Genomic DNA, 26,313 nt, shown 5'->3' on the forward strand with positions numbered 1-26,313 from the left:
GAAATTGCAAAAGGATTTGGACCGTGAGACTCGTAAGTTCGGTAAAAATACCCGCCTTTTTAGCAGGCTTCGTTATTTCTTTTGCAAGCCTGAGTTTCCCTCTGATCGCGGCCGCCACTTCTTTTGATGCTAAAAAACCGATCTTACAAGTCCGGGATAAACCCTTTCAATTGGATAATCAGGGAAAAGCAGTCAAAGCTTTTGAAGTAGTATTGATTCAACCCGATGGTACAGAAAGCAAAGAAGGCTATACCGGTGTTAAAGGAGAATGGTTTGATGTCATTGTGGAAAATAAATCCGCAGAGCCGATTACCTTGCATTGGCATGGCTTGATTGTACCCAATGATCAGGATGGCGTTCCGGGAGTCACCCAAACGTTAATACAACCAGGCGAAAAAAGGCCTTATAAGTACAAGCTCGTGCAATCGGGCACCTACTGGATGCATTCCCATGAAGGCTTCCAAGAGCAACAGCAATTGTCAGCACCCTTTGTCATTTATGAATCGGAGCAGCAAAAAAATAGCGAACAGGATGTGGTTATGTTTATGAAAGATTTTACTTATCAAGACCCACAAGCCATATTCAACAAACTACGTAAGGCTAAAATGCCCGCTATGCAAATGGATAACATGCAAAATAGGCCTGGTATGCAAACGATGAAAGGAAGCGCTGATTATAATGATGTCAATTACGATGCGTACATCACCAATAAAAAAACCTTGGCCAAACCAACTATTCGTTATGTCACGCCTGGTCAAGTTAGATTACGTATTATCAATGCAGCCGCTGCCACCAATTTTGTTGTTGATTTAGGAAAATTGCAGGGGTCTTTGGTCGCTGTTGATGGCGCCAAAATTAAACCGGTTCAAGGTTCTAAATTTCCAATTGGTATTGCGAACCGCCTTGATGTCATTGTGAATATCCCCAACAATGGCGGGGCTTTCCCTATTTTAGGCCAAGCGGAAGGAACCAATAAACAAACAGGCTTAATACTCGCCACCCAAGGTGCGGAAATTCCCAAACTAAGTCCGACTGCCAGTCAAACTATCGGACGAATTCCTTATTATGAGTTAGAACAATCACTCAAAGCAGTTGACCCACTGCCCAAGAAAACAGTCGATATCAGTTTAAATTACAACTTACAGGGAACAATGAACGGTTATCGCTGGATGTTAAATGGTGAAAGCTGGCCTAAAATTAATCCGAAAGTCATTAAAAAAGGACAACGTGTGGAGTTGGTATTTACCAATAAAACCGCCATGTCTCACCCTATGCATTTCCACGGCCACGTCTTTCAAGTGACAGAAATTAATGGGAAACCCCTCAAAGATGGCGCCCGACGAGATACTGTCCTGGTTCAGCCATTTACTACCATCAAGGTTCAATTTGATGCTGATAATCCCGGCATCTGGATGAATCATTGCCATAATCTTTATCACATGGCAGGAGGAATGATGACCACGATCGAGTTTGCTGGTTATCCCAAACCTGCTTTTTATTTATCTACTATTGGCAAAACTCAATAATGGACAGGGTAACGAGTAGTTTTTGGGCTCAAATAAGAGTTGGCTTGGTGCCCTTATTAGTTTATTCCTGCCAACCTATTTAATCTGGCCAGTACCAACCAGGAGCATCTAAACGATCTTGGCCTTGCAGCTCCGTTTTACCAAGCTGTTTTTCAAGTTTGATCACGTTGCATCCCGGTTGCTCTTGCAAGAGGGTGATCAAACGCTCGGCATGAGAAACCACCCAGATCTGAGTATTTTCTGATGCACGCAAAATGAGTCTTGCCAAAGCAGGTAATAAATCCGGATGCAGGCTGGTTTCTGGTTCGTTAAGAATCATTAGTGAAGGTGGACGAGGGGTTAACAGTGCCGCTAACAGTAATACATACCGTAAAGTACCATCCGAAAATTCAGCGCAGGATAGTGGTCTTAACAAACCATGCTGGGAAATGGCTAACGATAGATACCCTTCCCCATGCTGAATAATGGTCAACTTTGCCCCAGGAAACGCATCGCTAAAGGCTTCATCCAAAGCATGACTGTCACCTATTTCTCGTATGGTCTGTAATGCAGCCGCAACATCATGACCATCATGGTGAAGCACCGGTGTACGCGTGCCTAATTGCGCCCTGCGGGCAGCCGCATCACGATCGGTACGAAAATGATCATAAAATCTCCAGTTACAAATAAACTCCCGCATACGAATTATTTCCGGTGTATGCTCTAATGAGCCAATTTGGTTAAAGAGACTTTCAAAAATATTCAAATGTTGCGAAACAACGTCAAAACGTCGTCCGGAACGGACTTTGACGAGAGGTCCCCGTCTGTCAACCAAAAGACTGGCTGGTCGGTAATAAGGCCCCGCCCATATACACTCTCTCTTTATTTCTGGATCTAACGAGAACGCCGATGACGAAGGGGCTGGTAAGCCAAGAGAAATAGCATAGCCAAATTCATCAGTAGCAAACCCCATACGCATACGCTTTCTTTCTTTACGAACCTGGCCTTCAACGGCTACCTCTCCGTTTAACATCGCCTTGGAAATGGTTTCGGGACCAGCCCAAAATGTGGAAGATAAGCCTCCCTCTTGGGCTAAAGCCTGCACTACGCCACCCTGTGCTGTTTCTGCTAATAAACGCAATGCACGGTAAATATTTGATTTGCCGCTGCCATTTGGACCGGTAATAAGATTAAGCGAACCTAAAGGAATAGCTAAATTTAAAACAGAACGGTAGTTATTTATGGCAAGGGTGAAAATCATCAGGATTGGCTAACGCGATCAATTTTTTGCATTGTACAATGTCAACCAGATTGGGCAAACTAGAAAATCGTTATAAACATGTCTTAGCGGCCGTTTTTGGAGAAACAGGAATGAAGGTAACTTTAATTGGTTTAGGGAAAATGGGCTCTGTTTTGGCACAAAGACTTTTAGATGCCAATTTTGAATTAACTGTTTTTAATCGCACCAGGGAGAAAATGCAACCACTCATCACGATGGGTGCCAAAGGAGCAAGCAGCCTGGAAGACGCAGTGACAGGCAAAGAACTTATCATTACTTCTCTTTTGGATGATAATGCCGTACTTCAAACGGTAGATGGCTTTATTCACTTCATGAAACCGGGAGCAATTCACCTGGGTACCTCAACAATTTTACCGGAAACCTCAAAACAATTAACTACGTTACATGATAAGCATGGACTTATTTATATTGCTGGCAATGTATTAGGAGTCCCCAAAGCTGCAGCAAGAGGGGAACTGACTACGATTGCGGCAGGGAGCGCCGAGGCAATCGAACAGTGTCGCCCCGTATTCAATGCCTATTCAACTAAAATTATCACTGCGGGCTCAATGCCTTATCAAGCCAATGTCATTAAAATATGTATGAATTACCTCCTTGTTTCAACAATTGAAACCATGGGGGAACTTTATACTTTTGCCGAAAAAAGCCAGGTCGATACAGGAATCCTGAATACTTTATTTCATAGTGTTTTTGCTCATCCAGCCTTTCAACTTTATGTGGATAAAATTAAAGAACGTAATTTTGATGAGGTCAATTTTGATTTAAAGGGCGGCTTTAAAGACTTGAATTTATTCCAACAAGCCTTGACCAACGCCCAGGTTGTTCCCCATATTGCCAATATTATTAAAGATAAATTTATTATTGCCCTAGCCCACCACCTGGAAGAAAAAGACTGGAGTGCAGTCACTGAAATTACCCGCCTGCAAGCTAACATTCTTAACTAGTTCCGTTCATAATCGGGGGGCTGTTTACCTTTCGCTAGCTCGAGTAGTATGACTTTATTTTGAGCAGCGAAGCACGCAGGAAATTAACGTTTTCCGGCCAAGCCAGTAAAAATATCAACAGCCCCTGGATTGCCGTGCAGAAAATCAAACATGAACTATACTTAGAGGTGCTATGCACTCTACGATTGAGTCTCCCGACTTTTTTGCCATTTATTACAACAATAAAGAGCAACCTATATTTAGAGATGAAGGATCATTATCATGTTAACGAATAATGAAGTTATTGCTCCCATCTTCAACATCAGCGCAGAAGATGAACAAGATCTTTGGGGAGCCGATAAAACGATCTGGTTTAAAAAATTATCGACTAAAGAGCTACAAGAACTGGTCAATACAGACCAGTATCAATTAAAAGATATTGCTCAAGGCGGTATAGGGAATTGCTATTTTTTGGCTGCTCTGAGCGCCATTGTAGACAGGGATCCTGGTTTATTAAAAAACATGATAACCCTAGGCAGAGACAAAGAAGGCAATCTGCGCGTCAATGTGACGCTGTACGCAGAAGATGGTTCACCACGTATTTATTCTATGCCTCCCACAGTGACACGGGGTTATACTGTAGGCACGGTTAATTACCACAAAAAACCCTGGGTCGAGATCCTGGAGAAAGCATACACGTTTCATCGCTTAACCCATTTAAAAAGCAAACCCACTCAGGAGGAATTTGAACGCGCTCAACATTTATTAAAGCAAGATGAAAGTGATTGGAGCGAAGAAGATAGTAATCTGGTCAAACGTTACAGAGAAACTCGCGAATACCTGGCCTCCCTGTCTTCTGGCTCACCTGCTGAAGTATTCAAAACCTTGTTGGGAACATCGGCTACCCGGGAAAAATTAGGGCAACCTTTCCTTTTAACCGATGCTTTTTGCTTAATGAACGATGCCTATGATGTAGTAGCCGATGAACGTCAATTGCGAAACTTAAAAACGTCTATTAGAGAATGTTTTCGCAACTCATTCGGCATTGAAGAACTTAATAATGACTGGCTAGAACAAAAGGCACAACAGCTAGTGGCCCTTTTTAAAGAGAGAGAGCGTCTCAGTCCTAAAAGAAAAATTTATTGCCATGAGTTAGAACCACTCATCGAATGGCTCGAACTCTGTGTCAATGAACTGAAACAAATGGCTACAGAAAAATTACCGGAACAATACCTACTGGGCGAGCAGACGTTAAATTCGCTCAAGCTCTTTTTACAACAAGACAATTTGCCTATTAGATCGCCGCTCTCACTGAAAGAATTTCATCTTGTCTTTCTCATGACTAACCTTCTGGCCAATAATCAGTTCATCACCCTTTCAACGGGGCCTCGTAAAGATTATCAAAATCACCCACTATCCCGTGTTATTGCGATGTCGGAAGATTCTGGCCATAGCTATCAGTGCCTCGGTTTATGGTTAGAGGGAGATGAATTATTTCTCCATCTTCGTAATCCCTGGGGTAAAGGCCAAATCGACTACAGACGTGATCTGGACGGTGAACTATTGCGAAACGAAGACGGGGAATTAATGCCTTTCATTATCCCAGAGAAAAAGAAACACTCTTCTTTCATGAGTTTTTTTGAAGGCTTAGTAATCAGCGAAGTCGATGATATGGAAGAACCAGATCGCATTAATTTATTCGTCAATTTAAGTGATGAAAAAATGCAAGAGCAACAAGAATCTGGCGGGGTTTTCTACCTTAGTTTGCATGATGTTGCACGCTATTTTACTGATGTGGATTTCACCAATAAACCAGAGGGATTTCCGTATTCAGAAACAGCTCAACCCAAAATTAGCTTCCAGCAATAAATAAGAGGCCTCTATGCCACACATTGCTCCTTGTCTATGGTTTGATAATCAAGCTGAAGAGGCAGTCCATTTCTATACTTCAATTTTTAACAACTCAAAAATTTTGCGTCTCAGCTATTATGGGGATGCCGGTGCAGAAATATCCGGGAAACCCCAAGGCAGTCTGATGACGGTTACTTTTCAACTTGAAGGACAACAATTCATTGCCTTAAATGGGGGGCCTGACTTCAAGTTCTCGCCAGCTATCTCTTTATTCGTCAGTTGTGAGAGCCAGGAAGAAATAGATGCTTTATGGAATAAGCTGTCTGCGGATGGTGAAACAATACAATGTGGATGGTTGCAAGATAAATACGGTATCTCATGGCAAATTGTTCCTGCTATTTTAGCTGATCTCTTAAATGATCCCGACACAGAAAAATCAGAACAGGTGATGAAAGCCATGCTGAAAATGAAGAAATTGGACATCCAGACCTTGAGAAAAGCCTATAACCAGTAAGAATAAAAATAATACTATAATTTAACTAGAAGCCTTGTTAAGAAACGTTTTCTTTTGCCGTAATGTGTTTCCAAAAAAAACACATTTTGATAAAAACTTAATAATGCCTTAATAAATTTCTGGTAAAACTATGTGGAAGATAAAGTATCAATTTGTTAATAAAGTGTAGCGAGAGCATCATGCCAAGAACGAAAATTAGTCTTAAAAAACATGCGTTTTTTGACAAAACAGCTAATGACGTCAACATTTCTTTTAAAGACTATGAGTTTAATTTAAATCAGCTTAAGACAGAATTTTCATCTCTATTTCAACTCTTTGTTTCCAATAAAGAACGTTTGACAAACAAGAGTGAACTCGTTGCTTATCTCGCCGCCGTTTGTGATTTAATGATTGAATACCACAAGTTGGATTACGTGGGTGAGGATTTAAAAGATCTCTTAAAAAAGAAAGAACAACTTGATGACTTTATCGGAAATAATTTCACTAAAGCCGAGCAGGCCAGAATTGCCAAACTCTCCACGTTTGTCGTGTCTGGCGCAGTAAGCAGCCTTAAAGATTATGCATCTGCCTTTGTTAGCTCCGCAAAATTACGCGAACATATTTCCACGCTAAACAGCAATCGAACTCATTGGAATTACAGTCGCGCTTTAGCCAGTTCTGCAATTCGCTATCTGCAAGGCATTGGTTTTCCTGAATTCATTAAAAGCTTGAATGCCAAGCTGGGGAATACTTATACCCCGGATGAGTTTGTCAGTTTATTAGATCAATCACGGGAAACATTGCGTGCATTGAGTGTGGGAATCTATGGGCTTCGCCTGACGATCAACTTTGTCACCATGACCAAGCACATTATAGAAGCTGGAGTCAGCGAGGAGTTATCTGCACGGAAAGTGGCGGTACAGGAAATAGAAAAACGCGGTTTCACTATGTTGAATGATGCGGTTTGGGGAACAGTCAATCTGCTGACCAATTATAATGACTATTTTCAAATTTCAACGGCCACAGCGTCACAGCTCACGGTTGCTTTCCTTGTATTTGACCTTGCCTTATTCGTAGCAAGGTGGTCTTATGAGGACTATCAATATCAGAATCGTATCCTGGAGTTAAATGAGCAAGCAAAAAATGCTGCTACACCACTTGAACGGGCAGTCATTCAGCGCCAAATTGATATATTAAATGATGAATGGGAAGTCCAATGTGCTTACTACCTGTTTAATATTACCGCAGCGACTATTCTGATTGTAGGTTTTACTGCCAGCCTCACCTTTACTGGCCCCGCTGCGGTAGCAGGTCTGGCTCTATTCAGTATGCTAGGTAATGCCATGTATAACAGTGCTGATGACTATAAGAAATACCAACAAGCCAGTATTGCAGTACAACGTGAGCGTGCGAATGATGTTAGTGGTGATGAGCTTCAACACCACCAAAAATTGATCAAAGAACTCAGCGACGACGCCAGTCAAGCTTCTACCAATTTTTGGAAAACCCTGGCCTTCAATACGGGTGGAACTGCCTTCATCATTACAGCTGCCGTCATTTCCTGGCCTGTAGCCCTTGGCTTAACGCTCGGATACGGCGCTTATCGCTTGAATAATAATTATCAAAGCCAATTAGGTGGCAACGATAAAAAACAAGAAGAACCACGCGATATATATCGCCTGTTTACTACGAAGGGAAGTCAAGAGGCTGTTCCTCCGACGACCAAGGACAATCCCCCAGTTATCGTAGTTGATAAACCCATCTAAACAACTAGTTCAAGACTTAATAGGGTTAGGCCTCAACCTAACCCCACTGATTCGAGCCTTGTCAATGAACTGATGCACTCGCCACCATCCGTCGCAGCGTTATTGCAAGCACTGGTTTTACATAGATAGGGTACCAAACACTGCTAACCTAGCGCCCCATCCACATACGCAGAGATAATCATCGCCGGTGTATTGCCATTTAAGCAGGAAATCAGGGGCTTTAATATCAACGACCAAAAAGAGATTGTACTGGATGGCAGCAAAACAATGTTGCCCATAAGGTGCGATAAACCCACTGTATTTGAACTGACTACCCCTGAATGACAACCTGTCTTCAACTCCATAGTGCCACTAAGAGGCGATACTAGTTGCGCAAAATCATGGCTGTGGCTCGCGATTTACGTTTTATAAGAGCGTGGCTTGAAAGTGCTAATTGCCCCCCATGGAGTGTATTGATTATGAAATTGATCTTGGCTTTAGCGAGCTTACCTGGCCTATCTGCTCTCATGCTTGGCGCGCTGGAATCACATGTGCTGATATCTTGCTATCAGTAAAAAGTGATTTGCGATAGGTATATTGTTAACTATTGAAAATTATTTTATTGTGAATGGATTTTTATAATTACCGCATAGTTTGAAATAATATAAGGATTTATTTATGAAAAAAGTTTGGCTTCTAATACTTGGACTCTTGCATGCAATCAATTCTTTAGCAGCTACAATGAATAATGCGGGGCCCGGAGCCAACTACTTAAAAGATATTTATTTGGGTGCAAATGTATCTGGAGATTACTCCAAATATAATGTTAAGGTAACTGATATACGCTTTTCCACAGGACTTGTTAATCGTTTTGGCCAATCATACCTGACTGATATGGCAGTAGCGGGGGGTATCTTTGCTGGTTTTGCCATCAGCTTCCCCTCTTCGGTGTCTCTTGGTGTAGAAGGATTTTTAGATTTTTCTTCGAATGAGGCCACGTCTAAAATTTTTGATGATAACGCGGCAAATTTAGGGGGCAGGTTTAACTTCGCATCGTTTAATGTGCGCCATAAAAGGCATGCAGGTATTGCCGTTTTGCCAGGTGTAAAAATCAATGATAAAACACTCGTGTATGCTCGTGCTGGTTACGTGGATGGAGTATTTAATGTTAATGGGGAGGGCCGCGCGCTATTAGCAACCGGGGTAGTCACCTCCTTTAATAACAACCACGATTTGAATGGCTTCCAAACAGGCTTGGGTATAAACACTGCTCTCTCGAGAAATTTCAGTCTTCGGGGAGAATGGGTGGTGAATATCTATCAATCCTTTACTGATCCTGTTATCAATACTCGAGATCTTGTTGAGGGAAGCTTAATATTTAATCATCCTGTGACGAGTCAATTTAATGTAGGTCTTATTTATCATTTTAATGACTTCGTTTAGAGCTTATCCGAAAAAGCGCTGGCTCCTCACCCATCGGAGGCTAATTGACCGATTAATGGACTGAAAATTGCGCAGGTCGAATCTCGGACGTCCTCAAATTGCTTTATAACTTGATGTATTGAGAGATTCTATGTCTTTTAATTACATCAAGTGCTAAGACAATTGGCTTTAGCGTATCATTGGTCGCTTTTGTTCAACAAAACCGTATTAGTTAACTCTCTTTATCACGTATACGGTACAAGGCGCTATGAAACCACGGATCACAGTAAAAATAACTTGTCATTCCACTACTTACTTTAAGAGAGAGTTGGCATAATAATCATTATCCGGCCTCAGGACGCCAAGGATTATTGGGTGGAAAATTGATATACCTTATTAATTGATAAAATGCATGAAGTTAGTTTGGATTGTCTGGGATGTTAAACCGGTGCCGCAATCAGTTTTAGAAAAAAATCGAGTTAAGCACCTAAAATAGATAAGGAATTTTCATGAAATTAATAACCCTTTTTTTAGTTACGATAATTTCAGTGTTTATCATGGATATGATTTGGTTAGGAATAATTGCAAAAAATATATATGCCCAAAATATTGGTATGCTGCTACGCAAATCCGGTGATGCAATGACCCCAATAGGGTGGTCTGCAGTGGTTGTTTATGTTTGCATCACTCTAGGAATTCTCTTTTTTGTACTTCCCAAGGCTCAGGGTGATTATTTTCTCGCGCTTTCCGGAGGTGTAATTTTTGGTTTAGTAACCTATGGTATTTATGATTTTACCAACTATTCCATACTTGCAAACTGGCCTTTGAAAATTACACTCATCGATTTTATTTGGGGAATGGTTCTATGCGGATTAAGTAGCCTTATTGCTGCCTTTATCCAGAATCGATTTTTCGCTTAAACCAAGGAAAAACTTTGAGGTTTCGGTAGTCGATGTATTTTTGTCCTGTTGATCACACCGAACCGCGCTCAGTGAGGGCGCGGTGATCTGGGTAAATATTAAATATAAAACCAGGAGTGGACAATTCCAAGGTACCGTGATGTGATTGTAATGCAAACAAATGGCGATCACATTCATTCTATATCCCTTGTATTCAACACCGCTTTTCTTTGAGCGGCAGCCAAAACTCATGTCACCCCGTTGAATTAGTATATAAAGTTTCTCGATAAACGCGGTATGCCTGAACCAATAACCGCGATTCGTTTCGACAAAGAAATCCTTCTCAATGCATGCGAATAAATAAACTTAACATAATAAACTGTTATCGTTACTTAGTTGGCTCCCGAAATTGCCCTCACGTCAATGGAGCAAAACCCATCAATATGGAAATTTTTACCTAGACCCTAGGTTTTTCATTTTTTAGGTCAAAGCGATCGGCGTTCATTACCTTTACCCACGCTTTAACGAAGTCGTTTACGAATTTTTCTTTGGCATCATCAGTCGCGTAAAATTCGGCAACCGCCCTTAGCTCTGAATTGGCACCAAAGATAAGATCCACTGAAGTGGCTTTCCACTTCAATTGTCCTGATTTGCGATCAAATCCTTCGTAGATCCCGGCTAGCTCTTTGGATTTCCTCCAATCTGTGGACATGTCTAGCAGATTGGTAAAAAAATCGTTACTTAAACGCCCTGGTTTATCAGTAAACACACCGTAGGGTGTTTGTCCACTATTTGCGTTGAGGACCCGCATACCCCCAACCAGAACTGCCATTTCTGGAACACTTAACTTCAACAAGCTTGCTTTGTCTACCAGCATTTCTGGGGGTGATTTCTGATTACTTTTATCAAAGTAGTTACGGAAACCATCCGCTGTAGACTGGAGAACTTCAAACGAACTCACATCTGTCATCGCTTGGGTGGCATCGGTGCGTCCGGGTACAAAAGGAACCTGAATAGTATAACCTGAGTTCTTGGCTGCCTGTTCTATTGCCACACTCCCTCCGAGAACAATCAAATCGGCAAGCGATACTTTCTTTCCCTCTCGTTGAGCATTATTAAAATCATTTTGAATGTCTTCGAGGATTTTTAATACCTTTGCCAACTCATTCGGATCATTTGCTGGCCAATCCTTCTGTGGTGCAAGTCGAATTCTTGCTCCATTTGCCCCTCCTCGCATGTCAGTACCACGAAAAGTAGAGGCTGAAGCCCAGGCAGTTCTTACCAGTTCAGCAGTAGTTAATCCTGAGTTGAGAACTTTGCTCTTGAGTCGATTGATATCTTCTTCATCAACTAACTTGTAATCGACTGCTGGAACAGGATCTTGCCAAATCATGACTTCTTGCGGAACTAATGGACCAAGATAACGTGAGCGTGGCCCCATATCACGGTGAATCAACTTAAACCAGGCTTTTGCAAAAGCCTCATCGAACTCCTTGGGATTATCCAGAAAACGTTTGGCAATTTTACTGTAAATGGGATCAAATTTAAGAGCCAGGTCAGTTGTCAGCATCATCGGAGCGTGTCGTTTATTAGAATCAAACGCATCAGGCACCATGGATGAAGCGCGTTCACTGTCAGGAATCCATTGGGTTGCTCCTGCCGGACTCTTGGTTTTGACCCAATTGAATGCGAACAGATTTTCTAGGTAATTATGGCTCCACTTGGTGGGTGATACTGTCCAAGAGCCTTCCAATCCGCTAGTAATAGTATCTTTACCTTTGCCGGACCCATAGCTGTTTTTCCAGCCAAAATCCTGTTGTACAATGTCCGCACCTGCTGGCGCTGGTCCCAGATGTTGAGTTGATGCAGCGCCATGAACTTTACCGAATGCATGTCCTCCTGCGATCAGCGCGACAGTTTCTTCATCATTCATCCCCATACGAGCGAAGGTCTCACGAATGTCTTTGGCTGCTGCAAGAGGATCTGGAACGCCATTTGGCCCTTCTGGATTGACATAAATTAACCCCATAACTGAAGCAGCAAGAGGCTTTTTTAGTTTTCCATCAGGGGAATGGCGGTTACTCTCCAGCCATTTTCCTTCAGAGCCCCAATTGATATTAAGAGCCTCCCAGGCATCTTCACGGCCACCGGCAAACCCCAAGGTTTTAAAGCCCATGGACTCCATGGCGACATTTCCAGTCAGAACGAGTAAATCAGCCCATGAAATCTTATCTCCATATTTTTGTTTGATTGGCCACAGCAAACGTCGTGCCTTATCGAGATTTGCATTGTCTGGCCAGCTGTTTAGGGGAATTAAACGCTGAAAACCGCCATTGGCTCCGCCTCGACCATCAAAAATTCGATAAGTTCCCGCTGCGTGCCATGACATGCGTATAAATAAAGGACCGTAATTGCCAAAGTCAGCGGGCCACCACTCCTGAGAACTCGTCATTAATTTCTTGAGATCATTAATAACTGCGTCCAGATCGAGACTATTAAACGCCTCAGCATAGTTGAATTGTTGTCGCATCGGATTAGAAGTTGGGTTCGGTTGACGAAGAGGGCTAAGATCTAGCGTTTTTGGCCACCAATATTGGTTGGTTTTAGGTGCATCTTCTGCGTGTAAAGAGGTGGACAAACTTAAAGGCGATAAAGCTGCGGTAAAGGCCGCGATAAAGAAAATAATTCGTTTTGGCATAAAAATATCCCTTTCTACAATAAAAACTAATATATACTATGAACAGCAAGGTTTAAATCATAAATAAAACTATAAAGATGGATCAGTTATTTTATCTATGAATAACTTGTGTTTAATTTTTCCATAGAGTTTTACCCTTTCCCATTATGCGAATTTTTAGATTTACTCATTATTAGCCATTATTCGCTTAGCTTTAAAGCAGGATCTTTTTCATATTTTCACGGAATACTAAATAATGAAGAGTAAAACCATGTTATGGTTATTAGTCGGTATTATCTTGACTACGGCTGCTATTTTATGGGGGCCTCTTGTGAGCAATGTAGAACAAACAAAATATAAAGTAGTCGAATCTTTTGGCGGTATTGAGATTCGTGACTACTCTGGGATGATTGTTGCGGAAGTTCAAGTACCTGGCGATCGTAAGGATGCAGCCAATAAAGGTTTTCGATTACTAGCCGGTTACATTTTCGGTGAAAATGAATCAAAAAATAAAATTGCAATGACGGCACCAGTCATACAAGAATCAGTTGGAAATGAATGGAAAGTGAGATTTATTATGCCATCCTATTACTCGATGGAAAGGTTGCCAGCACCAAATAATACCGCAGTTAAATTAACAACGATGCAAGGAGGACGCTTTGTTGTTATACGTTTTTCAGGATTGGCAAATGAAAGAAATCTAAAAGAACATCAACAGAAACTGGTAGATTTTGTTAGAACAAAAAAATTGAAACCAATTTCAGAGCCAATTTATGCTTTCTTTAACCCGCCTTGGACTTTACCCCTGCTGAGACGCAATGAAATAATGATTGAAATTAAACGCTAATTATTTATAGAGATTTTTATGGTGACATCAATATATGCCCATACTACTTGGAGTAATACTTATTCTCCTTTCCAAATACAGGGTCGCAGAAAACTGGGAGTGGGTATTGGTGATTTCAGGGACTCACTTCAGACGCTGATCAAACGGTAAGCAGAGTAAAGCCGGCATCGAGAGCTAATCTATTTTCGGAAATTTAATAATGAAGTGAGTATACTTCCCAAGCTCTCCCTGACAGTTAATAGAACCACCCGCTGCCTCTACCAGCTGCTTGCTACAAGCTAATCCTATTCCAGTCCCACCTTTTCTTTCAGAATAAAACGGTTCAAAGATGATTTTTGTTTTTTCGGGAGAAATTCCTTTGGCAGTATCCCTAATGTGCAAATAATTAAAATCATCATCCTGACTTCCTTCTGCGACCCAAATCGATATTTCTCCTTTACCGACCTCTTCAATTAGCTCAAAGCCATTCTTTAATAGATTCCAGAGCAGATTCCTGAAAACCACATCAGCAACCCACACCGGGTAATCGCAGCCCAAATCCAGCTGAATAAGCTCCTGTTGACCTTCTTTAAATGGATACTCTTCCAAAGCCTGTTTAAGTAATTCTTTAATGGGATAAATAACAAATTTACGCGTATCAAACCTGCCACACTGAATGTTATTTAATTGAATATTAATAAGCTGATTAATACTCTCAATACCACGCCCAATGATCTGAACCCCCTCACTTAAACGTTTTTTCACGTCGGGGTTCTTAATTTTTTCAATTTCCACTTCTTGCAGTTGGGCCTGTAAATAGATGCTTGTTAACGGTGTTCGCAAATCATGAGCCAAACTTCCTGCTAAGAGCCGAATTCCAGAAATCCTGGCATGAATTAATTCCCGCTCTCTGGCAAACAAGGTACCGATCACAATCGCCGTAGCAAACGTCATAGCCAACTCAAAGAAAGAAGGGTTATTCGGAACATAATGGATTGAACTGTCAGAGCCGCATAAATAACAAAAAAAGGCTAACCCGCCACCAAGCATTAACAGAACCAATGAATCCAATGCGGTTGCGACAAGAAAAAGAAAGAATGTGGCCGAGATACAATTCATTAGCCAGAATGTTGCGCCATGGTTAAGTAAGGTCAAATAGGTAAAAAAGAAGGGCAGACAAAAAACCAGGGTCAAATACCAGACAATAGGGAGAAATTTCTGGTATTGGATTAGCCAAAATTTATGTAGTGAGAGGATTGTACAGAGACCTGTAGCGATTAATCTCAGTATAATTTCTTGATTTGAAATAGGATTTTCCACATGCTCCAGCAACCCAAACAGTGGGAAGTTAATCATCATGACGAGACCAAACAAACTGATTTGATGGCTAGATTCAACTGCTTTTTCTTTAAAATAACTATATAAAGGATAGGCCATTTACACTCCTCAAAAGCTGATAGTTACTTGATCGAAATTGATTTCTATTAATCAGAAGTAAATGGCAACATCGCTCCTGATTATCAAAAACCCGGCAAATTGGTTGCCAGGCTTTCTCATTACCCAAGAAAATAGTACTTAATTTGAACAAAAAAGGATAGGGGGACAAACTCCCCTAGATATGTTCAAAAATAGATCATTTTGATATAATGAGGCTAGCTCATCGTTGGTATACCGTTATTTTATGAAAACTGAAGAATCACTTCTCTTAAACCACTTAGAACCTTTATTTGAATTAGCCTCTGTCAATGTTTATTCAAAAGACCTCAAAGGTTGTTTCATGAGTAGCAATCAAACGATGCTAGAGGTTAATAATATACCCTCTGAGCAGGATATCCTTGGTGCAACCGATTATGATCTCGCCTGGAAAAACCAGGCGCCTGCTCTCATAAAAAATGATCAGGAAGTCATCCAAACGAATAAGGCAAAAACCTATATTGAACCCGTTTGGTTAAATGGCAAAGAATTACATTGTTATATTAGCCACAAAAGACCTTTACGCACCTCATTAGGGAAAGTGATAGGTGTTTTCGGCCTTTCTTTTTTACTGGACGATGAAAACTCCTTAATAAATACCGTGAATGAGATCACTGCTCTAAGCAATTCTAACCTTTCCAAGCAAATACAAGACCTGGGAGAACAACCCTTTCTTAGAGCACGCCATTTGACCAAACGACAAATGGATTGTCTTTATTATTTGGTTAAAGGGATGACAATCAAGCAAATTGCCAATACGCTCAATTTATCGCCCAAAACCGTTGAGCATTATCTTGATGCCGTGAAAGTAAAGCTAAAATGCCGCAATCGTACCGAATTGATTACAACAGCCTTGCAAATGCCAGCTATCAGAGAGCAATTATAATATCAGGTCTACTGTTTACGCCCATAAGGTCTGGTCATCAACTCAAGCAGATGGCCATCAGGATCTTCAAAATAAACACCCTTTCCCCCATCACGATGATTAATTTTACCCCCTTGTGTTTGACCAGGATCGGCCCAATAAGTAAGCCCGCGTTGACGAATCCTGCTAAAGATTTCATCGAACTCGGATTCTGTCACTAAAAAAGCATAATGCTGGGATGTAATGTCATTATCAGTCTCATAAAAATCGAGGCTAACTGCATTACTCATTTCAACTACCAGGAAGGGACCGTAAGCACTGGCCTCCGCTAATCCAAGAATCTCAGTGAAGAATTGAGCCGATTTTTTTTGATTGCGCGACCATACAATCGTATGATTGAGTTGTACCGCCATAGGTTTCTCCATTAAGCGCCTCAAAGAGCGAAGCAGCAAAATCTTTATCAACTAACAGGTTTTCTATCGCCTTTAGCAACAGGGGCTTTTAGAATATAGCTCAAAATTTAACTGTTCTAATTCACTCTGCGATTTCTCCTGCTCCATCTCATGGGGCAATCACTAAAGAGAGTGAACAGGGAGGCAAGGGATAAAAACCATGACAAAAATGCATGAAAATGAGGTAAGTATAGACGCGACCCTTGTTCATACCCTACTCAAAGCGCAATGCCCTCAATGGGCTAATTTGTCTCTACAAGCTATTTTATCAAGCGGTACAGACAATGCCCTATTTCGCTTGGGCACTGATTATGTTGTTCGACTTCCTCGCATCGATTGGGCCACTAAAAGTATCCATAAAGAATATGAATGGGTTCCCAGACTTGCAGAACAGCTGCATCTCCCTGTTTCGGTGCCTTTGTTTAAAGGTCATCCTTATCAATCCTATCCCTGGTCTTGGCTCGTCACCCAATGGAATGAAGGCCATAATCCCCCCTTTGAAAGAAAAGACGAATATGAATTATTGGCTAAAGAGTTAGCTGCTTTTTTAAATGAACTCCACGAAATAAACCTGGCTAACGGCCCTCTTTCCAGACGCGGAGTATCTTTAAAAGAGCTGGATGAAGAGACAAAACAAGCAATAAGCGAATTAGAAGGGGAGATTAATACCCAAGACGTCACCTCTTTATGGCATCAGCTATCCAATTCTCCCTCATGGGATAAAGCACCTGTGTGGATACATGGGGATTTTCTACCAGGCAATATTTTAGTACAAAACCATCGCCTAAGTGCGGTGATTGATTTTTCTGATGTGGGCATCGGTGACCCTGCCTGTGATTTGGTGATTGCCTGGAGCTTATTGAACTCACATTCAAGAAACGTTTTTAGAACCCATTTAAAAAATATTGATGACAACACCTGGGAAAGAGGGCGAGGCTGGGCTCTATCAATCGCGCTCATCATGCTGCCCTATTATAAGAATTCCAACCCGGTTTTGGCCGCATTAGCAAGACGAATGATAGACAAGGTATTGGGAATTAAACTAGATCAATCGGATCAGGATATTGAGCGACAATGGCCTCTGATGTAAGTAAAGTTATACCCTCTACCGTAGCTTGAGCCACAAGTATTCTATCAAAAAAATCCTTATGTATAGCGGGTAAATTTTGGATAAATACAGAGTGGCACTTGTTAGTGGCAGTTCAATATAGGAATCCAGTAAATTTCGCCGAAGAACTCTCGTATCGACCTGAAAGTTATTCCTCTGCAAACTACTTTTAATGGCAACTTCCCAAAGATTTGCGGGACTAAAAAAGATCATTGGCTTCATCTTCGATTAGTTAGCGTGTCTCTCGAGACAATTCATTAGGAGCGCTTGCTGCCCATAAATTGGTTTTAGCTCCATGACTATTTACTTTATGCATAGCTCTACTAAACTAAGTTTATTTAGTTTGGTTTAAATTTTTTACAAATTACTCTTTCATCTTGCTAAAAAGGGCAGTCTTTGGGGTCAGCCTTTTTACTGCGACAAAACCCTGGCGATTCAACATTCCATAAACCGGATTCGGGATTTTTTGTCAAGGCACTCTGCGAATACAGCGCCACATAATACGGCCTTTTAGGAGTATTTATTTTATACACACAAACTATTTTTCCATTAGGAACTTTCTGTGTGGTTGCCCAGGCAAAACTTAACTCACTATTGCTAATTGCATCAACAGGCTTGCCCGTTGCTGCGATTGAAACCATCCAGCGACTATTCAAATGACTCACCATTTGCCCGTTTTGGATTGAGGATGATAACTCACTGGTTGGTGGACAATAGTTAACTCCTGACGGCAACTCTTCGGTTGAGGCATTAAATAGGCCACCTGAGTAAGACCAGCTTATTTCCTTATTGTTGTAGGAAGGGGTAGCAATAATGGTGTCATTTTCCTGCAAAAAGCCGAATACCTTGGTATTGGGTATGATAGTGATAACACCATCTTTGATAAGCAGCTCTTTAACGGGCTCCTTATCTTTTTCTTCCTCAGTCATGTTGGGATTAGACGTAATTAAATCAGTACAACCTAGGGGAGTACCCCGACGTTCAATACACTGAGCAATGTATTTTTGATAACGTTGAATCGCTGCGAAGTTCATACGGATATAGGCACTAATGTACTTCGTATCGTTAGGGTATTTTTGCCTTGCTTCCTCAATGAGCAATTGTACGGACGGGTTGACCAAGGGCTCTGTTTGCCCATAACTGCTATTCGCCATCATGCTGATCATAAACAATGCAAAAAGGGCCGCCCTTATACTCTGTAACATTATCGACTCCAAAGACTTCGTATGCGCTGAATCATGAGCACTTTTCTTCTTAAGATCAACCGCTGAAAATGAGTTGAATTTATTACGATCAACAAGATTTTTACTGTACCAAAAATTATTTATTTTTAACAAAATCTTAAAAAAATAGTCAGGATTATTTAAAATACCGCTTTAAATGAATGGAGAAACTGACAATGCACTGTGGATTTGGAACTTTTTTTGAAAATAATTATGATATTGAACACGCAAGAAATATTTTGGCTTCCATTGCCAGACTTGGACTGACAGTTCCTCAGCCTTCATCAATACGAGGCTCTTTGAAATATGATACGCCCGATAATCAGCTTTGCTACAATCAAGTTAATTTAACCGATCCCCGGCAGCTTGACGAAACCATTCAAAGTCTCGTTTATGATGAAAAAGAAGGTTTCTGGGCCATTGCCTGTGAACGCCATTTCGACGCAAAGAGATTAGCTGCTTATCAAGTATCAGACGCTTTAATAAATTCTGTGGTTTTTCTATTTTCGCGAGAAGGAAAAATCTACGGACCAGAAAGCCATAAAGACATAGCCGTCAATTACTGGCCCAATCTACGCCTCTGCGGGGTACCAACCCAAGAGGAAACGGAGTCTTATTTCGGCGAAGTGAGAGTACCGGGAGAAACACATGCTGTTCCCTCCTCAGAAATAAGAGCAATCCTGGCCCCCCTTCATTTGGTGGATTGGGTAAAAGAATTTTTTCCGAAGAGCAGGGTTATTCCCGTGACCTTGATGGAAAAAAAACTGACTGAAGACCCTCTTGAATTATTTGTAAAATGTAAATCGGTTAAAAACCAAACGGTGATAGGACCCAATTACACTCGAGCGCTTCACATTGCCTTAGCAGCCTTCCCCGACCTTAATCAGTTTGGTGTGCATTTAACTCGCTTACCTATGGTCTATCAACCTGATTTATCCCTCACACTAGAAAAGAATCATGAAATCTATAAGAAAAAGTGGGATACGGTTACTTTGCGGTTATCCAATGTACGTCCCGATCAACTCGAGGAACTGCAAGGACTTGATGGGGTAATGACTGTAAAAGAAGCACGTGGTAAGGGTACTTATTTATGTTTTTGCCCTGCGCAGCAAAAAGAAGCGGTCGCTGCATGTTTGAGACGAGAACCTGTCTCGAACGACGATCAAGTTCGTCCCCATTAGACGTCATCCGATTGCTTTACAATATTGCAAATAAATTGACGTTATAGACACAATTGGTTACCTTTGTTTGGAATATCACTGTTTAAGGTCAAGCCCAGGGATGACCGAACAAAGGAGCACCCATGTTAATCAAGTTAATGCGTCACATCCGTCAACTTCAAACCAAAACTGATGAGGGGATCTTGGCTATCCTTAAACGATTAAGCGACGTTCAATTCCCTGAGACTCTTTTGATTACCTGTATAGACTCGCGTATTGGCTTAATCACCCAATCCCAACCCGGAGAATTATTGGTTCATCGCAATGCAGGAAATATTGTTCCCGCTTATCCTAATGAATCGAGCGAAGCCGCTACGATTGAATATGCAGTGGAAGTACTGAAAGTAAAAGACATCATCATTTGTGGCCACTCTGATTGCGGCGCGGTAAAAGGACTATTATCACCAACGATTAAAAGCAATTTACCCTCTGTCGCTTCCTGGGTTAGCCATTCCCATTCCGTATTAGAAGAGATTGGGACAGAAACTAATAATGATGATTTTGCACTCAAAGTACAGATAGCAATTAGAAAGAATGTATTAGCGCAAATTGAACATTTAAAAACCTATCCTCATGTTGCTGAAAAGCTTGCCTCCAAGCAGCTAACGATTCATGGATGGGTGTATCACTTTGAAACAGGTGAAGTCTCTATCTTTGAGCCCAAGCAGAACGATTTTGTTAAGTTGGAGACTGCCCTTCAGCTTGCCATCGAAGAAAGAAGAAACCGAATTGTTAAAACAATTGCCATGAATTACCTGGCGCAATTTACCCACCCTCAAACTGCTGACGACTACCGTGCTTTAATGCACTTTTTTTCGCTGTTAGAAAAGGATTTAACTGCTATTTGGGGACGAATTAAAGGGCAAGTTTTACATAGTCTATGGACCGAATTAGGTGCTCTGTATGATGGTCCCCAGGATCCTGAATTTAGAACCATGGTGAAACTTGGCGTCCAAGTTAAATTGGATAATTTAACCGATTTTCAAAAGAACATTCAGGAATCAGCAGGTTATCATCAGTATTGTAGCCAATTAATTCGTCACACCTTGTTCGGAAGATCAGTGCCATTGCCCAAACTACCGATTGTCATTCCCCATAACGTATATAATCCTCCTAGTATGTAAAGATTTACACCTGGAGAAAGGGCTCCAGACTTTTGCCTGCAAAGCATCGGCTGGGTTGCGCCTGCTCTCCTGGAACAAATCAAGTCCTTTCACTTTACCGGTTACGAATATGGTATAATTTTGGGCTTCCTATAAAAATTATTATGAACAATGAAGATAAAAACTCTTTTTTATAGTTTGCTCATTAGCTTCCACGCTATTGCTGCCCCTCGTTTCGTTCCTGCTGAACCATTGCCCGCCGGGCATTATGAGATTGATGGGCCAGCCCTTTGTGCAACCGCTAAAGAAACACTGGCTTATTTAAATAAAGGCAATCACTATGACCCTCAGGTGATCCATGAAGGCAAGGTTTTTAAACTGCCCCTGGCACGAGTCAAAGCGACCTTAACCTTTATTTGCCAACACCAAAATGAGCTGCAGGACCCTGCTTTTGTAAAAAAGCACTTTGATTTTATTCGCTGGTATCCAGACAGCGAACAAGCCAAAACACTTAGAACCAAACTCCTTCTTGCTAATTTACCCAACGATAAAATTTTAATGACGAAGTATTACGTCCATCGTGCCAAAGTATCCAGCAAACCAAGCCCGGCTTATCCCTTTGCGCTCTATGCGCTTCCAAAAGATGAAGAAGCGCTCACCCTCGAAGAAGCCAATGCCAAACCGGAGCTTGTTCGTTTCCACTATGGCAAACAAGCTATCTTGAAGGGTGCTTTAGCCAATAAAAATGTTCCTGTTCTCGCTTATTTAAATCGAGATGATTTGGAAGCCGCTTTAATGCAAGGCACAGTCGTCGCTGATTTTGGCAACCATGGACAGATAAAAATCTTTAACGTTAATCGCAACAACAACATTCCCTACGATAAAGCCAAAAATCCCTATAAGCAGGAGCGCTATTGGTATTTTAAGCCAGTAAACGGGATCAAAGGATATGGGAAAGATGCTGAGTATAAAATTACCGTCAATAGCCAGGTTACTTTTGCAGCCGATCTTGAGCAGCTTGGCCTCGGAAAACTGCTTATGGTGCAATATCCTGACCAGACCGGAAAAATAAGGACACGAGCAGGTATTCTTGCTGATACTGGTGGTGCATTCCAAAATAACCTTTATCAAGTCGATTTTTTAACAGGCAGTTATGCAGGAAAAGAGGCCTTCTATCAAGCAAACCGCCATTTACCCAATTATGTGACTGCTTACTTCATGGTGTTAAAAGCGTAATATGAAATTTTTTATACCCTTCTTATTTTTTATGAGTTCTCTGGTACATGCCTTTTCTTGCCATGATGCCCAGGTTATTCATAAAGCGCCCATTCAATTTGATCAAGAGCGTATTGCCTTAACCCGGCAGTATCAGTTAACCCATTATGGAATTGACTCCAAATCAATTGAAATTGAACCTAAAATGATTGTATTGCATTGGACTTGCATCCCATCACTCAAAGCCACCTTACGTATATTTAATCCGCCTACTTTTCCCCAAAGCTCCCCCCGTATAAAAGAACTGCCTGGCAACTTAAATGTCTCCAGCCATTTTGTTGTTGATCGCGACGGCAGTATTTATCAGCTTATGCCTGACAATTGGATGGCGAGACATGTGATCGGCTTAAACCATTACGCGATTGGGATTGAAAATATTGGTGGAGTGGACAGTAAAGACGACTTAACCGATGCACAAGTGAGAGCAAATGCGTTTTTAGTTTGTTATTTAAAAAAGAAATACCCGGAAATAACCCATGTTATTGGCCATAATGAGTATTTAAATTTTAAAAATACACCGCTGTGGCTTGAGCGTGATCCCAATTACCAAACCGATAAAAACGATCCTGGGCCGGTGTTTGTCAGTGAAGTTATGCGCTTAGTCCACCAGGGATAGTTGCTCATTTTGTTTGGCTGACAACTGTTTGATAAGTCCCACGCGCTTGCCCATATCAGCCATTTCAGCCGCTGTTAAGAGCGCAGCGATATTCGCCCAGTTTTCTATCAACTTAGAGGGTGCAGCATGCGCAATATCACGAATAAAATATTCTTTATCGTCAGGATTTAAAACTGCAAACAGGGTTTTTAACATCCCGACAATTTCCTCGGCAGTCATGACCTGATAGACGGGATAATCGATCGATTCGAGATCTTCTTTGCTGCACAGGCGAGCAAGCTCTGGCATTAACTGCGTTTCTTCCTTATGAAGATGCTCTAAATTTTCTGCAATCAATTTTCTGTAGCTCAAAGAGAAATGATATCCACTCTCAATTCGTTCTTTATCGGAATTGGCTCTCCTGATAGCCGCAAGTTTATTTTTAAGGGCATTAAAAATGGCTTCATGATGTTGATGATCAGCCTCTACTTCCTGAAAAACATAGCTATTATGTTTTTTAAATAACCCATGAATTTTTTCATCTTCATGTTTGGCATGAAAACCAAGCAAATTGACCAGGTTATTCAGATCGCTCGCAATGTCCTGTACCTGTTGTAGATCACGAAAATCAGTTTTGCCAATTTTATTATCCAGCTCATTCATCACCAGGGTGATATATTTATGCTCTCTATATAAACGTCTTTCTGGACCTTGATAGATCCCGTATTGATCTTGCATTCACAGTCCTCGTGGTTATACCAAGTCTTTAATTGCTGCGATTTTAACAGGTTTCAAAATGATAGCGTATTTGTATTGACCTGGTTTGCCCAATAACAAACCAGGAATAGCGATTAAATCCCCACTCTCATTTAATCCAATTAAGTCTGTTAACTAGCTAACCCAGGCTCAATTCTTTTTTACTGGTGATTCCGGTTTCGCGCCTTTGCTTATAGAATTTGGCAAAAACAAGGTCGCTTTTGTTGCTTCCTGACCGTTTAAATATCGTTTCCAGTCATGATTAATTTTTTCTAACTTTTCATTGAGAATTTTTTCTCTTACCGTAAATGACGAGTTAAAGAGTACATCTTTTGTCAATAAATTCAGTTCTACTATTTTTTGATTGAGTCGATTAATCTCTACCTGTTTTTCTTGCATTTTTGCTTCCAGTAACGAAACTCGATGATGAGCAATCCATGTTGCTCCAATGGATACTGCAAAAGCTAATAACAAGACTGAAATATCTAATCCAGTCATACTAGACATTCTGCTTCCTTTCCCATCTTTCCCTTTTGACATGATATTCTCCCAATAATCAGCCAAGTGTTTTACTCTCCTGCTTATGAATTTGATACCGGTGAAGGGGGTGTAGTTTCCTGTGGCGCAGGTGATATGGCAGTCTCAGGGAATAATAGAAACAGCATTCCCACTATGACCAATACAATGATAATAATTGACAGTTTATTCATAGTAATCCCTTAGCTTTAAGAAGGATAACCTCCTGCCATCCCTTTCTTTCTTCTTAATTATAACCTAGTGTTGGGAATTGGTTGAAAATAAACCATAAATTATTTATTTTAATAGCCTTTATTTTTTCTTTACTTGATTAACTACAATGAGAGAAGGAAAACAACGTTAAGGGAATTTATGACATCACTACAGCATTTTGTATGCGAACACCCTTACTTTAGTATGCTGGTATTTGTGGCGATTGGCTTTCTTTTACGCGGAATTAGGCGACTCAATCCCAAGAGCGTGCGAATAGCACTCACTGAGCTGGAATTGGCTTTGGACGATGAAGACATGGAAAGAGCAAAACATGTCCTGCAACGATTAAAATCAGGCTTCGGTCTCTAAGCTTACGCGACTTGCTATACCTTGTAAAAAAGCAAACCCCTCTCTGCTATACTCTAAGCAACCGATTAGTTTTGCGCCCTTGTTAGCTTCTTTTGGGGCTGAGAAACCATGGCAAAATAGCAGAAGGACTCATCGTGAAAAACCATCGATTCCTACGCATCCTCTTAATAGTACTTCTTATTTTTCCTTCTCTTAATTATGCTGACGATAACGACGTAGCCGCATGGACACGACAGGTTCTTATTTCTACCCTGTCGATTGATTACACGGTAACCCCTGAAAATTTTGCTATTTTACAGGAAAATTATATGCCCACAGCCTGGGAAGCTTTGGAAGATTTTGTTGGTGATCAGGTTAATGTGATACGCGCCGAGAAGTTAACCCTGCATCCAGTTGCCTTAGGTCCAGCGACAGTCGTCAGATCAGGTTTCTCTTTTGGCATTCATTATTGGCGGGTTAATCAGTCCATCGCCATCCCAGAATTAAACATGACTATTGATTTTTCTGTGATCGTTATCAAGGCAAATAACCCGCCTTATTTAATCCAGAATATGACGATGAGCAAACATGATTCTTAACGAATGATGGTGCGGAAGTGCAAGGAAGCAAGTTAAGTTCCCTGCACTATTCTCTTAGGGAAGGCTTACTGAAAGAGAACTCCCTTCTTCATAAGCAGTGACCAGGATGTCACAGGGATTTTGAGGATTCACCCAAGCCCTTTTATCGATTTCGCCTTGCTCACTAAACTCAACACGCCACTTTCCATTTTCCTCATCAATGCTCTGCACGGTAAGGTATATGGTATTGGTATTGCCATAGGTTTGAGAGTAAATCTTCAAATCTGGGGCATAATATTGTGCCAAAGACTGCTTCACATGCTCTTTAAGAGTTTTCAGCTCAACTGCTGAAAGCTCTGAGACGTTAAAGTAAGGCTTAAATCCTACGCGTAATTCTATTTTCATAATTATCCTGTCTAAAGTTTTAACTCGGGCTCTGCACTCGTTATTTTAAAATAATGTTTTTCCAGTACATCAATTTCAAGAAAAATTTGTAATTGCAGCTTATTAAGCGATGCAGAAAAATGTTGCTTTAAGACAGCGATCAATTTCTCACCCACCTTTTGTAAGGTCTCCTCACTGCGACCAGCCAATATTGTCAAGTTAACAAGAATAAAGGCCTGTTGCGGTTGCCCATCAGCGATATAATAATCCTTGCATTCTACTGCCCTGCTCTTGCAATTGCCTAATTGCGCGGGCAGATCTTGCGATAAAACAGCATGGAGTAAAGGAAACACCGCAGTGATCTTATCTTTCTCGATGACATTGGCACTGTATTCTAAAAGCAATTGCGGCATACCATTCCCTCCTCTGTTTTATCGCGCTTTTATACCCGATTTCAGTTCTTTAGAACATAGTTAAGAACGTAGTTACTTTAATTTTTTTATCAACCCAAAATAAATATCTGGCAATAGTGGAATTTTCAGAATTATCTGATAGAATCATCT

25 protein-coding genes are annotated in these 26,313 nt (G+C 41.0%); 16 read left to right on the forward strand and 9 right to left on the reverse strand.

Annotation, left to right across the window (positions count from 1 at the left end):
• Positions 1-23 precede the first annotated feature (23 nt).
• Positions 24-1,526 (forward strand): multicopper oxidase family protein, encoded by a 1,503-nt coding sequence (locus ACN4Z1_RS09580; RefSeq protein WP_228362849.1) that lies wholly within the window; start codon positions 24-26, stop codon positions 1,524-1,526.
• 79 nt (positions 1,527-1,605) lie between these two features.
• On the opposite strand, the gene ACN4Z1_RS09585 is transcribed toward ACN4Z1_RS09580, so the two are convergent.
• Complete coding sequence (locus ACN4Z1_RS09585; RefSeq protein WP_228362850.1) at positions 1,606-2,766, reverse strand: AAA family ATPase; 1,161 nt, start codon at positions 2,764-2,766, stop codon at positions 1,606-1,608.
• Between the two features lie 38 nt (positions 2,767-2,804).
• Here ACN4Z1_RS09585 and ACN4Z1_RS09590 point away from each other — a divergent pair, with 38 nt between their 5' ends.
• The 6 genes from ACN4Z1_RS09590 to ACN4Z1_RS09615 all read left to right on the forward strand — a co-directional run bounded on the left by ACN4Z1_RS09590 (position 2,805) and on the right by ACN4Z1_RS09615 (position 10,159).
• Positions 2,805-3,749, forward strand: a complete 945-nt coding sequence (locus ACN4Z1_RS09590; RefSeq protein ID WP_228362851.1) for an NAD(P)-dependent oxidoreductase — start codon at positions 2,805-2,807, stop codon at positions 3,747-3,749.
• A 261-nt stretch (positions 3,750-4,010) separates the two neighbouring features.
• Positions 4,011-5,597 (forward strand): C2 family cysteine protease, encoded by a 1,587-nt coding sequence (locus tag ACN4Z1_RS09595; RefSeq protein WP_228362852.1) that lies wholly within the window; start codon positions 4,011-4,013, stop codon positions 5,595-5,597.
• Positions 5,598-5,610: 13 nt separating this feature from the next.
• Complete coding sequence (locus tag ACN4Z1_RS09600; protein ID WP_228362853.1) at positions 5,611-6,093, forward strand: VOC family protein; 483 nt, start codon at positions 5,611-5,613, stop codon at positions 6,091-6,093.
• A 179-nt stretch (positions 6,094-6,272) separates the two neighbouring features.
• Entirely contained in the window at positions 6,273-7,838 is a 1,566-nt protein-coding gene (locus tag ACN4Z1_RS09605) for a hypothetical protein (RefSeq protein ID WP_228362854.1), read from the forward strand.
• 657 nt (positions 7,839-8,495) lie between these two features.
• A complete protein-coding gene (locus ACN4Z1_RS09610) occupies positions 8,496-9,260 on the forward strand; it encodes an outer membrane protein (RefSeq protein ID WP_228362855.1) in 765 nt (254 codons plus the stop codon).
• A gap of 488 nt (positions 9,261-9,748) precedes the next feature.
• The gene (locus ACN4Z1_RS09615; RefSeq protein WP_228362856.1) at positions 9,749-10,159 is read left to right on the forward strand and encodes a DUF2177 family protein; all 411 of its coding nucleotides are present in this window, start codon (positions 9,749-9,751) and stop codon (positions 10,157-10,159) included.
• A gap of 436 nt (positions 10,160-10,595) precedes the next feature.
• On the opposite strand, the gene katG is transcribed toward ACN4Z1_RS09615, so the two are convergent.
• Positions 10,596-12,836 (reverse strand): catalase/peroxidase HPI, encoded by a 2,241-nt coding sequence (gene katG, locus ACN4Z1_RS09620; RefSeq protein WP_228362857.1) that lies wholly within the window; start codon positions 12,834-12,836, stop codon positions 10,596-10,598.
• A gap of 235 nt (positions 12,837-13,071) precedes the next feature.
• Between katG and ACN4Z1_RS09625 the strand changes: the two genes are divergently transcribed.
• Positions 13,072-13,662, forward strand: a complete 591-nt coding sequence (locus ACN4Z1_RS09625) for an SOUL family heme-binding protein (RefSeq protein ID WP_228362858.1) — start codon at positions 13,072-13,074, stop codon at positions 13,660-13,662.
• 174 nt (positions 13,663-13,836) lie between these two features.
• Here the strand turns inward: ACN4Z1_RS09625 and ACN4Z1_RS09630 are convergent, their stop codons facing one another.
• Complete coding sequence (locus tag ACN4Z1_RS09630; protein WP_228362859.1) at positions 13,837-15,078, reverse strand: sensor histidine kinase; 1,242 nt, start codon at positions 15,076-15,078, stop codon at positions 13,837-13,839.
• 244 nt (positions 15,079-15,322) lie between these two features.
• On the opposite strand from ACN4Z1_RS09630, the gene ACN4Z1_RS09635 reads away from it, so the two are divergent.
• A complete protein-coding gene (locus ACN4Z1_RS09635) occupies positions 15,323-16,000 on the forward strand; it encodes a PAS and helix-turn-helix domain-containing protein (RefSeq protein WP_228362860.1) in 678 nt (225 codons plus the stop codon).
• 8 nt (positions 16,001-16,008) lie between these two features.
• On the opposite strand, the gene ACN4Z1_RS09640 is transcribed toward ACN4Z1_RS09635, so the two are convergent.
• Positions 16,009-16,392: a VOC family protein gene (locus ACN4Z1_RS09640; RefSeq protein WP_228362861.1), complete on the reverse strand. Its 384-nt coding sequence runs from the start codon at positions 16,390-16,392 to the stop codon at positions 16,009-16,011.
• 199 nt (positions 16,393-16,591) lie between these two features.
• Between ACN4Z1_RS09640 and ACN4Z1_RS09645 the strand changes: the two genes are divergently transcribed.
• Positions 16,592-17,521 (forward strand): aminoglycoside phosphotransferase family protein, encoded by a 930-nt coding sequence (locus ACN4Z1_RS09645; RefSeq protein ID WP_228362862.1) that lies wholly within the window; start codon positions 16,592-16,594, stop codon positions 17,519-17,521.
• 398 nt (positions 17,522-17,919) lie between these two features.
• Here the strand turns inward: ACN4Z1_RS09645 and ACN4Z1_RS09650 are convergent, their stop codons facing one another.
• A complete protein-coding gene (locus tag ACN4Z1_RS09650; protein ID WP_228362863.1) occupies positions 17,920-18,744 on the reverse strand; it encodes a hypothetical protein in 825 nt (274 codons plus the stop codon).
• Positions 18,745-18,938: 194 nt separating this feature from the next.
• On the opposite strand from ACN4Z1_RS09650, the gene ACN4Z1_RS09655 reads away from it, so the two are divergent.
• The 4 genes from ACN4Z1_RS09655 to ACN4Z1_RS09670 all read left to right on the forward strand — a co-directional run bounded on the left by ACN4Z1_RS09655 (position 18,939) and on the right by ACN4Z1_RS09670 (position 22,976).
• Positions 18,939-19,943 carry a hypothetical protein gene (locus tag ACN4Z1_RS09655; RefSeq protein ID WP_228362864.1) on the forward strand — a complete coding sequence of 335 codons (1,005 nt, stop codon included), beginning with the start codon at positions 18,939-18,941 and terminating at the stop codon, positions 19,941-19,943.
• Positions 19,944-20,065: 122 nt separating this feature from the next.
• Complete coding sequence (locus ACN4Z1_RS09660; protein ID WP_228362865.1) at positions 20,066-21,106, forward strand: carbonic anhydrase; 1,041 nt, start codon at positions 20,066-20,068, stop codon at positions 21,104-21,106.
• Positions 21,107-21,256: 150 nt separating this feature from the next.
• Positions 21,257-22,321, forward strand: a complete 1,065-nt coding sequence (locus tag ACN4Z1_RS09665) for a hypothetical protein (RefSeq protein WP_228362866.1) — start codon at positions 21,257-21,259, stop codon at positions 22,319-22,321.
• A gap of 1 nt (position 22,322) precedes the next feature.
• Positions 22,323-22,976 carry an N-acetylmuramoyl-L-alanine amidase gene (locus ACN4Z1_RS09670; RefSeq protein WP_228362867.1) on the forward strand — a complete coding sequence of 218 codons (654 nt, stop codon included), beginning with the start codon at positions 22,323-22,325 and terminating at the stop codon, positions 22,974-22,976.
• Here the strand turns inward: ACN4Z1_RS09670 and ACN4Z1_RS09675 are convergent.
• Together ACN4Z1_RS09675 and ACN4Z1_RS09680 are read right to left on the reverse strand one after the other, a co-directional pair.
• The gene (locus ACN4Z1_RS09675) at positions 22,959-23,693 is read right to left on the reverse strand and encodes a hemerythrin domain-containing protein (RefSeq protein WP_228362868.1); all 735 of its coding nucleotides are present in this window, start codon (positions 23,691-23,693) and stop codon (positions 22,959-22,961) included. The two genes, ACN4Z1_RS09670 and ACN4Z1_RS09675, sit on opposite strands and share 18 nt — an antisense overlap.
• A 168-nt stretch (positions 23,694-23,861) precedes the next feature.
• Positions 23,862-24,251, reverse strand: coding sequence for a hypothetical protein (locus ACN4Z1_RS09680; protein WP_115222166.1), 390 nt, complete (start codon positions 24,249-24,251; stop codon positions 23,862-23,864).
• A 348-nt stretch (positions 24,252-24,599) separates the two neighbouring features.
• Between ACN4Z1_RS09680 and ACN4Z1_RS09685 the strand changes: the two genes are divergently transcribed.
• Positions 24,600-24,809 carry a hypothetical protein gene (locus ACN4Z1_RS09685; RefSeq protein WP_228362869.1) on the forward strand — a complete coding sequence of 70 codons (210 nt, stop codon included), beginning with the start codon at positions 24,600-24,602 and terminating at the stop codon, positions 24,807-24,809.
• A gap of 134 nt (positions 24,810-24,943) precedes the next feature.
• Positions 24,944-25,387 (forward strand): hypothetical protein, encoded by a 444-nt coding sequence (locus tag ACN4Z1_RS09690; RefSeq protein ID WP_228362870.1) that lies wholly within the window; start codon positions 24,944-24,946, stop codon positions 25,385-25,387.
• A gap of 54 nt (positions 25,388-25,441) precedes the next feature.
• Here ACN4Z1_RS09690 and ACN4Z1_RS09695 read toward each other — a convergent pair whose 3' ends face one another.
• Together ACN4Z1_RS09695 and ACN4Z1_RS09700 are read right to left on the reverse strand one after the other, a co-directional pair.
• A complete protein-coding gene (locus ACN4Z1_RS09695; protein ID WP_228362871.1) occupies positions 25,442-25,771 on the reverse strand; it encodes a hypothetical protein in 330 nt (109 codons plus the stop codon).
• A gap of 11 nt (positions 25,772-25,782) precedes the next feature.
• Positions 25,783-26,163, reverse strand: coding sequence for a 5-carboxymethyl-2-hydroxymuconate Delta-isomerase (locus tag ACN4Z1_RS09700; RefSeq protein WP_115222170.1), 381 nt, complete (start codon positions 26,161-26,163; stop codon positions 25,783-25,785).
• Positions 26,164-26,313 lie beyond the last annotated feature (150 nt).

Origin of the sequence: Legionella sp. ST3F1 (genome assembly GCF_048553315.1) — a bacterium.
Classification (GTDB): Bacteria; Pseudomonadota; Gammaproteobacteria; order Legionellales; family Legionellaceae; genus Tatlockia; species Tatlockia donaldsonii.